The organism is Streptomyces sp. HSW2009, assembly GCF_040240285.1.
Lineage (GTDB): Bacteria > Actinomycetota > Actinomycetes > Streptomycetales > Streptomycetaceae > Streptomyces.
Window position 1 is genome coordinate 1 of the sequence record NZ_JBEHZD010000212.1, and the last position, 12,069, is coordinate 12,069.

A 12,069-nucleotide genomic window follows, 5' to 3' on the forward strand; every position below is an offset into this window, starting at 1 on the left:
CACCGACTTCGCCGAAGGCACCGCGGACGACAACTACGGCCAGCCCTTCACCGACGAACCCCTCGGCCTCACCTTCCACCTCCGCAAGGCGTAACCCACACCCGGCCGACGCCCCGCCCCACGACCCACCCACCCCGCAAGCCGCCCACGGCCCTCACGGCCCCACCAGCCGTGAGGGCCGTACCCATGCGCCGCCACGCACCCCCTCCATACCGTGGCAACCACCAGGCCCCCTGCTGTTCACACTGGAGGCCACAACTCCCCTGCCGGACACCTGGTCTAACCCGATGACCACGAGCAACCAACACACCCACGTCCCGGAGGGCTCCTTTCGCATGCGCACCTACCGCACCATCGCAGCCACCGCCACGCTCGCCGTGGCACTCGGCACGGCCGTGCTCTCCGCCCCGGCCGCCCAGGCGGGCCCGCAGGGCACGAAGGCCACCAAGGCATCGACGGCGAACCTCATCCGCGAGGACGGCGAACTCTGGTACAAGGCCGCCCCCGGGCAGCAGAACCGGCTGACGGTCGGCGAGGAGATAGAGAGTCGCGACGGCGGCCAGTCGTACTACGTCCTCACCTTCCACGACAACTACGAGATCGCCATCTCACCGGACGCGGCCAAGTGGGACGAGTGCAAGTACCCCAAGGCCGACGACCGCACCACGGTGCAGTGCGCGGTGCTGATCCCGCAGAACTCCGATGACTCGGACAGCTACATCATCGACCTGGGCGACATGGACGACACCGCCACCCTCGGCAAGGACGACAACGCCTGGGCCGGCGTGCACGGCGGTCCCGGCAACGACACCCTGACGTCCTCCGTCTCCGCGATGCTGTACGGCGAGGACGGCAACGACAAGCTCGACGGCGGCGGCGGCCCGTTCGGCTTCGGCCCCTACGGCGGCCCGGGCAACGACACGCTCTACCGCTGTAGCCAGGACTGCTTCGGCGGCCCCGGCGACGACAAGTTCTACGGCACCGACGAGGACGAGAACATGCACGGCGAGGACGGCAACGACATCCTCTACGGCCGCGGCGGCAACGATGTCCTCTACGGCGGCAAGGGCAACGACAAGCTGCTGGGCGACGCCGGCGACGACACGCTGTGGGGCAACAGCGGCGACGACATCCTCTGGGGCGGCAAGGGCAACGACAAACTCTCCGGCGGCCCCGGCCGCAACCAGGTCCACCAGGACTAACCCCCAGCGACCACGGTCACGGGCCTAGCCTGCGGGCCGGCCGGGCGGGGGTACGCACCTTGCTTGGCCGGGCCGTGGGTGCGGTCAACGGTCCGCCCACGAGCGTCACATGAGCACCCCGGACGCGGAGCCCGACCCACCCCAACCAGGTCGGCAAGAAGTCCGCCACACGGCGCTCGGCAACCGGCCGCAGCGGCCCCTAAAGTGGCGCCCATGACCGGCCTCCCCGTTCCCGTGTCCCAGGTGCACGTGCGCGTGAACTTGAACATCGGGGCCTGTGGGCCCTACGCGCACATCGTTGCGGACTTCGAACCGCCCGGGCCCGGTGGTGGGTTCGAGCTGCTCAGCGTCGTGCCGGAGGCTCGGCTGCACGCGGAGTTCCTGCCGGCCCTGCGGGACGGGCTGTTGGAAGGGCTCGACGGGGTGGCGGCGGCCGTGCTGATCACGGACGGCAGCCACCACGAGGTCGACTCCTCCGAGTACGGCTACAAGATCGCCGGCCAGGAGGCGGGCCGGGCCGCGCTCATCGGGGCTGGGCTGCTGCCCCCGGCGGAGGCGGACACGCTGCGCTGGGCGAAGTGGCCGGGGCGGTTGCGGCCGTGGCCCGGGTACCGGGCGGCCGGGCGTTCGCGGCCGGCACGGTAGCCGTAGGGGAGGGGGTGCGCCGCGGTGGCCGTCCCGCCTGCGGGTGGGACCGCGCAGCTTTCGTTGGGGGCGCCGGGCCCGGGGCCCGTACGCGTTCCCGGCAACGCCCCGATCGGCATCTCGATCAGCGGCCCGGTCAACGTTTCCGGTGAGCTCCTCCGCCGGCCCGACCCGCATCTCGGCCAGCGCCCCGGTCAACGTCCCGGCCGGCGTCCCCAGCCAGCGGCCCGACCCGGGTCCCTGCCAGCGGTCCGGGCTGGCCCCCTGACGAGCGGGCCGGCAGACGTCCCAGCCGGCATCCCGGTCAACGCCCCGCCCAGCGCCCCCCGACCACCAGCCCGACCAGCCGGAGCCTGGGAGGGCATCGCACCAGACGCGGCCTACCCGCCGCCCGCCGCCGGCCGGCTCACACCACCGGCAGCAGGGCGTCCTCGCGCCACTTGAGGATCTTGTCGAAGCTGACGATGGCGCCGCCCCTGGCGGGGTTGCGGTAGCGGACTCGGTCGGTCAGTTCTTCGATGAGGAAGAGGCCGCGGCCGTGTTCGGCGGGGGCTTCGCACGGGGTGGGTTGCCGGTGGCGGGGGCGGGTGGGATGGGGGGCGGGGCAGCCGGGGCGGATGGTGCGGGGGCTGCTCGCGCGGCCTCCGGGGAAGCCGGGGCCCGAGTCGGTGACCTCGATGCGGCAGGTGTCGCCGTCGATGAAGGCCGTCACCCGGTATGCGGTGGTGGACGCGTCCCCGCCGTGCTCGACGGCGTTGGCGCAGGCTTCGGAGAGGGCGAGGGACAGATCGTACGAGACGTCGGGGTCGACCCCCGCGGTCTCCATGGCGCCGAGCAACAGGCGCCGGGCGAGGGGCACGCTCGCGGCCTCGCGCCGCAGATGGAGGGACCACCAGATGCTCATGCTCCAGCCTCCCGGTCGCGGCTCGACATATCGATACGTATTGCCTGAGTCGGAGGTCAGTAAGCCCGCCCCCGGTGTGACTACGCTCATTCGGCAGATGCGGTTAGGGGCGTAAGAGGTGTATGGAAGTGGGGCTGGGGGCCATCTGTGTGATGCATGAGGTGCTCCTTCGAGCCTGCTGAATCGTCCCGTCGGGGTGCCCGGGGCGGGGCTCCCGGTGCGGGGCGTACGCGCCGGATGTCGGAGCGGGTCCCGGCCGGGGGCGTACGCGGGGATCTGAGATCTGCCCCTCGGGCCGCGGGCCAGGGCGCCCCTGCGCGTCAGCGGGCGAGTACCCCGTTCGCCGCGACAAACCATCGAAAGGCCGCACCCCCTGACGTAGGAGGGTGTCGTGGCCGATGGGATGATGGCGCAGCCATGCTGTCTCGCACGTCGTTCCGTTTCCGCGCCTCGGGGAGGTCTCCGCTCCGCGAGCGGATGACGCATGCCGGGGCCGGGCTGCGGTGGTTGCGGGCCGGAATGTTCACCAGCGTCTGTGTGGCGCTGACCGCCGGGGGCCACGTGCTGGCCTCGTGCGCGGCGGTGCCCGGGTGGACCCTGGGCGTCGCGTGGCTGCTGGTCTTCGCCGTGGTGCTGCCGCTCGCCGGGCGGCGGCGGACGCTGCCGGGGATCGCCGCCGGGCTCGCGGCCGGCCAACTTCTCCTGCACGGTCTGTTCGCGCTCGCGCAGCGCGGCGTGGCCGGGTTGCCCGCCGTCGGCGGGCACCAGCACGCGCCGGGCACGCAGGCGCTGCCCGCCGGGGTGGCGGCCGACAGTCCCGACGGCCGGCTGGTGCTGCTCGCCGCCCGGCTGGTCTGTGACGAGCCGGGCCAGATCTCGGTGGCCACGGCCCGGCGGATCGTCGCCGGGTCCGGGCTCGACCCGAAGCAGCACGCGGGGCCCGGTGTCGATCCGGGTGCGGCCGTCGCCGCCGCGGGGCACGGTTCGGGTTCCGTCGTCGACGCCCTGCTGCCCTCGCTGCCGATGCTCCTCGGCCACCTGCTGGCGGCGCTTGCCGCCGGCTGGCTGCTGCGCCGTGGCGACGCCGCCCTGTGGCGGATCGTCGCACTGTCCGCCGCGCCCGCCCGCGAGGCCCGCGACCTGGCCACCGCGCGTACCCTGCGGGCCGCGATCGCGCTGGTGGGAGCCGTGTGCGCGGGGTTGTCGCGGGCCGCTGTCGGGCCGCGGCGCGGCCCCGTACCCGCGACGTGTGAGGCGCCGGTGCGGCCCGGCGTACTGGCGCTGCACCACGCCGTGATCCGGCGCGGGCCGCCCCGCTTCGACCTGGCGGCCTGACGCGCAGCGCACTCCGGCGCATCCGGGGAGCGGCGGCGCGCGGGCGCCCTTCGCCGTGCCACCACCCTTCCCCGTAACGCCTTCAGGAGTCTTCCCATGAGCAGTTCGCAGCGCCCCGTGTCCGTTTCCCAGCCAGCCAGCCCCCGCCGGTCGAACGCGGCGCGGCCGTCCCGGTCGCGTCGGGGTGTCGGGCGGCGGCTCGGCGTCGTGGGCGGGCTCGCCGCCGGTGCCGTCCTGCTGTGTTCCGGGCCGGCGCTGGCGCACGTCAGCGTGCAGCCGGGCGAGGCACCGCAGGGCGGGTACGCCACGATCAACTTCAAGGTGCCCAACGAGCGCGACGACGCCTCCACCGTCAAGCTCGAAGTCTCCTTCCCCACCGACCACCCGCTGTCCTCGGTGATGCCGCAGCCGGTGCCCGGCTGGCAGGTGAAGGTGGCCAAGAAGAAGCTGGCCAAGCCGTTGGAGTCGCACGGCAAGAAGATCACCGAGGCGGTCGACAAGGTCACCTGGACCGCGGATGAGGACGGGGTGCGGCCGGGCCAGTTCCAGCAGTTCCCGCTCTCCGTCGGGCAGCTTCCCACCGACGCCGACCAGCTCGTCTTCAAGGCGCTCCAGACGTACTCCAACAAGGAGGTCGTCCGCTGGATCGAGGAGCCCGAGGAGGGCGCGGCCGAGCCGGAGTCGCCGGCGCCGGTGCTCAAGCTGGTGGCTCCCCAGGACTCCTCCGGCGCCAAGGCGGACGACGCCAAGAAGGCCGGCGCCAGCGCCGAACCGCAGACCGCCGCCGGAGACGGTGACGGTGACGACGACGGCAGCGACACCACCGCCCGGGTGCTCGGCATCGCCGGCATCGTGGTCGGCGCCGCCGGCGTCGCCTTCGGCGTACTCGCCGGCCGCCGCCGCGCCTGAGCCACAGTGCGGCGGGACCCTGGCGGGCCGTCCTGCCGTGCGGGGTGGCTGGCGTGGGTTGGGTGTGTGCGGGCGCGGCTGGCGTGGGTCGGCTGTGTGTGGGTCGGCTCGCGAGGGTTGCTCGTACGGGTTGGCTCGTACGGGGTGGCTCGCGTGCGGGGTCGGCTGTGTACGGGCGGCTCGCGTGGGTTGGATCACGTGGGCTGCTCGTACCGGGCGGCTCGTACGGGTTGGTTCGCGTGCGAGGTCGGCTGTGTACGGGGCGGCTCGCGCGGAGTCCTCGCGTACGGCTGCACCGGCGCCGGGCCGGCACCCGCGGCCCCGACACACCCAGTCACCCGACACACCCAGCCACCGGGCACACCCGGTCATTTGCACACCCGGTCACCCGCACACCCGGCCCGGCAGGCCCGTACCCCTCGGTCCCCCCCTCACCCCCCGTACTCCCTGCCCCATCTCCCTCACCTGACCATCAAGCACTCGCACCCTCTGGAGAAGAACTCCATGCGTAGCAAGACCACGGTCGTCGCCATCGCCGCTGTCAGCGTGCTCAGCCTCACCCTCGCCGCCTGTGGTGGTGGGGATTCCGAGGACAAGGGCGTCGCCACCGTGAAGACCTCGCCATCGGTCAAGGACAAGGGCGCCATCGTCCTGGACACGCCCAAGGAGAAGCCGGACCTGGTCCTCACGGACACCGACGGCAAGAAGTTCGACCTGCTGGAGCGGACCAAGGGCAAGCCCACCCTGATCTACTTCGGCTACACCTACTGCCCCGACGTCTGCTCGCTCGTGATGAGCAACGTCGCCATCGCCAAGGCCAAGCTGCCCAAGGCCGAGCAGGAGAAGCTCCAGGTCGTCTTCGTGACCACCGACCCGGACCGGGACACCCCGAAGCGGATGCGGAGCTGGCTCGACGGCCAGGGCGGCAAGGACTTCACCGGCCTCACCGGCGACTTCCAGACCATCCAGGACGCCGCAAAGCCGCTCGGTATCTTCATCGAGAAGCCGAAGAAGGAGAAGGACGGCTCGATCACCGTCAACCACGGCGCCGAGGTCATCGGGTTCTCGCCCAAGGACGACAAGGGCCACTGGCTGTACATGACCGAGACGACCTCGACCGCGTACAGCAGGGAACTGCCCAGCATCGTCAAGGGGCAGAACCCATGACCGACACCGATCAGATGACCCCCGCCGCGCGGCGACCTGCTGCGGACGGCGGGCGGCCGGCGGGGCCCGTACGGCTGCGGCGCACACGGCCCGCACAGCGGGTGCCGCGGGTCCGGAAGACCACGATGGCCGGCGTGCTCGCGCTGGTCACCGGGTTGTCCGGGTTCGCGCTCACCGCCTGTGGCACGGACGACGACAAGAAGGCCGGCAGGCCCGAGCTGTCGGTGGACGGCGCGTACCTGCCGCAGCCGCCCACCGCGGACATCGCCGCCGGCTATCTGAGCGTGCGCAACACCGGCGGCACCGCGGACGAGCTGACGTCGGTGACCAGCGCACTCTCCGACGACGTCACCATGCACACCACCGAGGGCGGTGCGATGCGGAAGGTGACCGCGTTCGAGGTGCCGGCCGGCGGTCGGCTCGATCTCGCCCGCGGCGGCAACCACCTGATGCTGGAGAAGCTGACGCGCCAGCCCAAGGTGGGCGAGACCATCACGTTGACCCTGCACTTCGCCACCTCGCCGGCGGTCGAGGTCAAGGTTCCGGTCAAGCCGACGTCGTACCTACCTGAGGACTGACGCCATGCCCGCGACTCCCGCCCCGTACCAGCTCGACGCCCCGTACCGGCTCGGCGCCCCGCGCCGGCCCGGGGCCCGGGCCCGCCGGCCGCTGGCCGTGCTCGGCGTGCTGCTGGCCGCGCTGCTGTGCGCGCTCGGCATCGGCGCGCAGCCGGCCGCCGCGCACGCCGCGCTGACCGGGACCGATCCGGCCAAGGGCACGGTGCTGAAGACGGCGCCCGAGCGCGTCACGCTCACCTTCTCGGAAGGCGTGCTGCTCTCGGACGACTCGGTACGGGTGCTCGACCCGCGGGGGGAGCGGGTGGACGAAGGCGAGCCCTCGCACGTGGACGGCAAGTCGTCCACGGCCACCGTGCGGCTCCGCGGCGGGCTGCCCACCGGCACCTTCACGGTGGCCTGGCCGGCCGTTTCGGAGGACAGCCACCCGGTGGGCGGCGCGTTCACCTTCTCCATCGGCGCGCCGTCCGCGACCTCGGTGACGCTGCCGAGCGCGGAGCCGGACGACACGGTGGCGGCGCTGTACGACCTCGCGCGGTACGTGGCGTACGGCGGGTTCGTGCTGCTGGTGGGCGGCTGCGTGTGCGCCGGGCGGTGCCACGCGGGGCGGGCCGTGCAGCGGGTCGCGGCGACCGGTTGGGGGGCGCTGGCCGTCTCCACCTTCGTGCTGTTGCTGCTGCGCGGTCCGTACACGACCACCGGCAAGGGGCTCACCGCGGCGTTCGACTTCACGCTGGTCAGGGGCGTGCTCGACACCAAGTCGGGGACGGCCCTGATGTCGCGGCTGCTGCTGCTCGCGGCTGCCGCGGTGTGCATGGCGGTGCTGTTCGGTTCGTACGCGCCGGACGGCGAAGGGCGCGGGGACGCGCGCGGGGCGCGGCAGGTTGGCGGTGGTGGCCGGGGCTCCGCTGCCGGGGCCGGTGGGTCTCGCGCCGGTGGGGCCGGGGCCGGGCGGCGTGAGTTGGCCTGGGGGCTCGGCATCGGCGGCGCCCTGGTGGCCGGCGGGCTCGCCGCGACCTGGGCGCTGGCCGAACACGCGTCGGTGGGCATCCAGCGGTCGCTTGCCATCCCGGTGGACATCGTCCACCTGCTGGCAGTCGCGGTGTGGCTGGGCGGCCTGGTCGCCCTGCTGGTCGCGCTGCGCACCGAGGCCCGGCTGCCGAGCCTGGCCGTCCGCCGCTTCTCGCAACTCGCCTTCGGCTCGGTGGTCGCCCTGGTGGTCACCGGCGTCTACCAGTCCTGGCGGCAGGTCGGCTCGTGGCACGCGCTGACCGACACCGAGTACGGCCGCTGGCTGCTGGTGAAGGTGGGGCTCGTGGTGCTGCTGGTGGCGGTGGCCGGGTACTCGCGGCGCTGGACCGGCCGGCTCAGCGACGGCCCGCAGCGGCCCCGCAAGGTCGGCCCGGCGAAGGCCGCGGCGGCGGCGAGCCGGGCGGAACGGGCGGAACGGGCGGAGCGGGCCAGTCGGGCTGACGGTGTGGGTGGTGCCGGCCGGGCCGGGGGTGCCCGTGGTGCCGACGGGCGGCAGCGCGCGGATCGACTGGACGCGGACCAGCAGGACGCCGCGGCTCGTACGGAGCAGCCGGCCGGGTCAGGCGCCGGCAGCCAGGCCGATCGGGGCGAGAAGAGCAGCAACACCGGCAACAAGACCAGCACCAGCACCAGTACCGGCAGCACCAGCAGCAGCAAGAAGAGCGGCAAGGCGGCGGGGGCGGGCGTCTCGGCGGACCCGGCCGCTGCGGATCAGTCGGCCGACCCCACCGCTGCGGAGGCGAGCACCGACACGGGCTCAACGGCAACCCGGCCCAACCGGCCGGAGCAACCCACCCCCGCCCCCAAGGCAACCCGACCGAGCCAACCGGCCCAGCCGGACCCATCGGCTGCCCCACCCCACCCCACGCCCAAAACAGCCCGACCAGGCCGACCCGATTCCGTACGGGCCGCCCAGCTCGCGCGGCAGCGGGCCGCGGCCAGTGTGGCCCGTACCCGGCAGGCGCAGGACGCCGATCCGGAGCGCTCCGGGCTACGTCGCTCGGTGGCGCTCGAAACCTCCGTGGCCGTCGTCCTGTTGGCCGTCACGACGGTGCTCACCGGCACCCAGCCGGGCCGCGCCGAGACCGAACAGGGCGCCGTGCAGCAGCCGGTGGCCACCGGTCCGGTGACCGTCGAGATCCCGTACGACACCGGGGGCCCGCTCGGGCAGGGCACCGCCGAGGTGACGCTCGACCCGGGCCGTACCGGAGACAACACCCTGCACGCCTACCTCACCAACCCCGCCGGCAAGCCCGCCGACGTCCCCGAGCTCAAGGCCGCCCTCACCCTGCGGGACAAGGGCATCGGGCCGCTCGGCATCTCCCTCAACCGGATCTCGGCGGGCCACTGGAGCGCATCCGGCGTGCAACTCCCCATGCCAGGCGACTGGCAACTCTCGTTGACCGTACGCACCTCCGACATCGACCAGGTGACGGAGACCGACACCCTGAAGGTCGGACCATGACTGTGGACCCCATCTCCCGCCGGCGCCTGCTGGGCACGGCGGGGGCGGCGGGGGGGGGGGGGGGGCGCGCCGCCCCCCCCCCCCCGGGGGGGGGGGGGCCCCCCCCCCCCCCCCCCCCCCCCCCCCCCGCGGGGGGCGGCCGGGGGGGGCGGGGGGGGGGGGGGCGGCGGGCGGGGGGCGGGCGGGGGGGGGGGGGGGGGGGGGGGCCCCTCCCCGCCCCCCCCGCACGACCGCCACCAGCACCGCACTGACCAGCATCGGAACGACGTCCGTCGCCTTCGGCGGCGAGCGCAGGGCGCACGGCGCGCCCCAGGCCGGCATCACCACGCCGCACCAGGTGCACGGCCACCTCATCGCCTTCGACCTCGCCCCGAGCGCCGACCGGAAGGCCGCGGCCGGGCTGTTGCGACGCTGGACGCAGGCCGCGCGGGAACTCGCCGACGGGCGGGCGCCGGGCCCGGTCGCCACCGGCGTGGCGCTGGACGCCGGGCCCTCCTCGCTGACCGTCACCATCGGGTTCGGCCGCACCTTCTTCGCCAAGGCCGGTGTGCAGGAGAAGCTGCCGCGGGCCCTGGCGCCGCTGCCCGACTTCTCCGCCGACGCGCTCGACAAGGCCCGCAGCGACGGCGACCTGTGGCTCCAGATCGGCTCCAACGACGGGCTGGTGGCCTTCGACGCGCTGCGCACGCTGCAACGGCTCGCCGGCGAAGTGGCCACCGTGCGCTGGCAGATGACCGGCTTCAACCGCACCCCTGGCGCCACCGGAAAGCCGCTGACCACCCGCAATCTGATGGGTCAGGTCGACGGCACCAACAACCCCAAGCCGCAGGAACCCGACTTCGACAGCCGGCTGTTCGTGCCGAAGGACGGCGACGACAGCTCGCCGGCGTGGATGGGCGGCGGCTCGTACGCGGTCGTACGGCGCATCCGGATGCTGCTCGACACCTGGGACCACCTCTCCGTCGAGCAGCAGGAGCGGGTCATCGGCCGGCGCAAGTCGGACGGCGCGCCGCTCTCCGGCGGCACCGAGACCACCCCCGTTGACCTGGACAAGTTCAACGGCGACGGGTCGATCGCGATCCGCGGCGACGCACACATCCGGGTCGCGGCGCCGGAGACCAACCAGGGCGCGGCGATGCTGCGCCGCCCGTTCTCGTACCACGACGGGTTCCGCGGCGACGGCGCGCCGGACGCCGGGCTGCTCTTCATCGCCTGGCAGGCCGACCCGATGAAGGGCTTCGTGCCCGTGCAGCGCAAGCTCGACCGCGGCGACGGCCTCTCCCGCTTCCTCCGGCACGAGGCGAGCGGCCTGTTCGCGGTGCCCGCGGCGGCCGGGCCCGGGGAGTACGTGGGGCAGGCCCTGCTGGACGGGTGATCGGGACCGCCCGCTCGCACGCGTGACAGCCCCAACTCGCCTCAACGGATGGCGAGTTGCTCACCCGCGTCGAACGGGCCGCGTGGTACGGGGCGCCGGGGCCACCCCCGAGCGGTACGGTCCCGGCGCCCCGGTCTCATCCGCAGCACCGGGGCGGGGGGCGGCGCCCGCGGCGGCGATCCCTACGGGGCCGGCCCCGGCGCGTACCCCTGGGCAGCCGGCGCGCCCCGCGGGCGGCGCGCGCTCAGACCGTAGTGCGCCGCTGCCCCGCCGCGTAGTACGCGAGCAACTCCGCAGCCAGCGGCGGCACGTCGAAGGGTGTGCCGCCGCTGCGCAGCGAGCGGGTGGCCAGTTCGCCGGCGGCCACGCTCATCCGGGCGGCGACCGGCGAGGTGTCGGTGGCGCCGCCCTCGCGCACGAAGCGGCAGAACTCGTCGATGATCCGCTCGTCGGCGCCGCCGTGCGAGCCCTTCGCCTCCGGCACCCGGAACTCGGCGTCGCCGCCCGCCCGGTAGCCCGAAGGGCCGGTGTTCCACAGCTTGACCAGGTCGCCCGGGCCGTCGCCGAAGTTCTCGATCCGGCCCTCGGTGCCGATGACCGTGTAGTTGCGGAAGTAGTCGGGGCTGAAGTGGCACTGCTGGTACGCGGCGATGACGCCGTTGTCCAGGCGCATGTTCATCACCGACACGTCCTCCACGTCCACCACGTGGTGCAGGTCGCGGCGGGCGGTCGGCGGCCAGTCGAACTCGCGCAGCCAGCCGTCCGGGCGCGGGGTGTCCGGCTCCCGGCGCGGCAGGTCGCCGTAGACCATCAGGTCGCCCAGCGCGTTGACCCGCTCGGTGTAGCCGCCGGCCAGCCAGTGCACCACGTCGATGTCGTGCGCGGCCTTCTGGAGCAGCAGCCCGGTGGTGCGGCGCCGGTCGGCGTGCCAGTCCTTGAAGTAGTAGTCGCCGCCGTACGAGACGAAGTGCCGCACCCACACGGTCTTCGGCTCGCCGATGTCGCCGCGGGCGATCAGGTCGCGCATCAGCCGCACCACGCCCATGTGCCGCATGTTGTGCCCGACGTAGAGCCGGGTGCCGCTCTCGTAGCCGGCGCGCAGGATCGCGTCGCACTGCTCGACGGTGATGCCCAGCGGCTTCTCCACGTAGGCGGGCTTGCCGGCGGAAAGCGCCGCGCAGGCGATCGCCTCGTGCGTGTCGTCGGGGGTGGCGACGATGACCGCGTCGATGGTCGGGTCGTCCAGGAGGGTGCGGTGGTCGGCGACGGCGCGGGCGCCGGCGAACCGGTCGGCCACCTTCGTCCGCACCGCCGCATCGGTGTCGGCGACGGCGGCGACGACGCTGCCGCGGCCCGGCCGGGGGGCGGCGACGGCCAGGTTGGCGCGCAGCCCGAGGCGAACGCCGACCAGGCCGGCGGGCACCGCACCATCCAGGCGGCGCCGGGCGACGTGAGCAGCT

At 73.9% G+C, this 12,069-nt stretch carries 9 protein-coding genes and 1 pseudogene; 8 read left to right on the forward strand and 2 right to left on the reverse strand.

Annotation, left to right across the window (positions count from 1 at the left end; translation table 11 throughout):
* The first annotated feature begins 287 nt into the window (after window positions 1-287).
* Window positions 288-1,202: a calcium-binding protein gene (locus AAHZ94_RS17225; protein WP_349993794.1), complete on the forward strand. Its 915-nt coding sequence runs from the start codon at window positions 288-290 to the stop codon at window positions 1,200-1,202.
* Between the two features lie 213 nt (window positions 1,203-1,415).
* On the forward strand, window positions 1,416-1,847 hold the full coding sequence (locus AAHZ94_RS17230; RefSeq protein WP_349993795.1) for a hypothetical protein: 432 nt from the start codon (window positions 1,416-1,418) through the stop codon (window positions 1,845-1,847).
* A 406-nt stretch (window positions 1,848-2,253) separates the two neighbouring features.
* On the opposite strand, the gene AAHZ94_RS17235 is transcribed toward AAHZ94_RS17230, so the two are convergent.
* Window positions 2,254-2,751, reverse strand: a complete 498-nt coding sequence (locus AAHZ94_RS17235) for an ATP-binding protein (RefSeq protein ID WP_349993796.1) — start codon at window positions 2,749-2,751, stop codon at window positions 2,254-2,256.
* A gap of 417 nt (window positions 2,752-3,168) precedes the next feature.
* On the opposite strand from AAHZ94_RS17235, the gene AAHZ94_RS17240 reads away from it, so the two are divergent.
* The 6 genes and pseudogenes from AAHZ94_RS17240 to efeB all read left to right on the forward strand — a co-directional run.
* Complete coding sequence (locus AAHZ94_RS17240; RefSeq protein ID WP_349993797.1) at window positions 3,169-4,086, forward strand: hypothetical protein; 918 nt, start codon at window positions 3,169-3,171, stop codon at window positions 4,084-4,086.
* Window positions 4,087-4,182: 96 nt separating this feature from the next.
* Window positions 4,183-4,995 (forward strand): YcnI family copper-binding membrane protein, encoded by an 813-nt coding sequence (locus AAHZ94_RS17245; protein ID WP_349993798.1) that lies wholly within the window; start codon window positions 4,183-4,185, stop codon window positions 4,993-4,995.
* Between the two features lie 504 nt (window positions 4,996-5,499).
* Complete coding sequence (locus tag AAHZ94_RS17250) at window positions 5,500-6,162, forward strand: SCO family protein (protein ID WP_349993799.1); 663 nt, start codon at window positions 5,500-5,502, stop codon at window positions 6,160-6,162.
* A gap of 125 nt (window positions 6,163-6,287) precedes the next feature.
* Window positions 6,288-6,740, forward strand: a complete 453-nt coding sequence (locus AAHZ94_RS17255) for a copper chaperone PCu(A)C (RefSeq protein ID WP_349993803.1) — start codon at window positions 6,288-6,290, stop codon at window positions 6,738-6,740.
* A 4-nt stretch (window positions 6,741-6,744) separates the two neighbouring features.
* A complete protein-coding gene (locus tag AAHZ94_RS17260) occupies window positions 6,745-9,234 on the forward strand; it encodes a copper resistance protein CopC (protein WP_349993800.1) in 2,490 nt (829 codons plus the stop codon).
* A gap of 16 nt (window positions 9,235-9,250) precedes the next feature.
* Window positions 9,251-10,609: pseudogene (gene efeB / locus AAHZ94_RS17270) on the forward strand (iron uptake transporter deferrochelatase/peroxidase subunit); the annotation flags it as partial.
* A gap of 244 nt (window positions 10,610-10,853) precedes the next feature.
* Here efeB and AAHZ94_RS17275 read toward each other — a convergent pair.
* Window positions 10,854-12,032 (reverse strand): Gfo/Idh/MocA family protein, encoded by a 1,179-nt coding sequence (locus AAHZ94_RS17275; RefSeq protein WP_349993805.1) that lies wholly within the window; start codon window positions 12,030-12,032, stop codon window positions 10,854-10,856.
* Window positions 12,033-12,069 lie beyond the last annotated feature (37 nt).

Bases quoted from the DNA above. Each gene is read 5' to 3' on its own strand.
- AAHZ94_RS17225 (WP_349993794.1), top strand. From the start codon at position 288: ATGACCACGAGCAACCAACACACCCACGTCCCGGAGGGCTCCTTTCGC.
- AAHZ94_RS17230 (WP_349993795.1), top strand. From the start codon at position 1,416: ATGACCGGCCTCCCCGTTCCCGTGTCCCAGGTGCACGTGCGCGTGAAC.
- AAHZ94_RS17235 (WP_349993796.1), bottom strand. From the start codon at position 2,751: ATGAGCATCTGGTGGTCCCTCCATCTGCGGCGCGAGGCCGCGAGCGTG.
- AAHZ94_RS17240 (WP_349993797.1), top strand. From the start codon at position 3,169: ATGCTGTCTCGCACGTCGTTCCGTTTCCGCGCCTCGGGGAGGTCTCCG.
- AAHZ94_RS17245 (WP_349993798.1), top strand. From the start codon at position 4,183: ATGAGCAGTTCGCAGCGCCCCGTGTCCGTTTCCCAGCCAGCCAGCCCC.
- AAHZ94_RS17250 (WP_349993799.1), top strand. From the start codon at position 5,500: ATGCGTAGCAAGACCACGGTCGTCGCCATCGCCGCTGTCAGCGTGCTC.
- AAHZ94_RS17255 (WP_349993803.1), top strand. From the start codon at position 6,288: ATGGCCGGCGTGCTCGCGCTGGTCACCGGGTTGTCCGGGTTCGCGCTC.
- AAHZ94_RS17260 (WP_349993800.1), top strand. From the start codon at position 6,745: ATGCCCGCGACTCCCGCCCCGTACCAGCTCGACGCCCCGTACCGGCTC.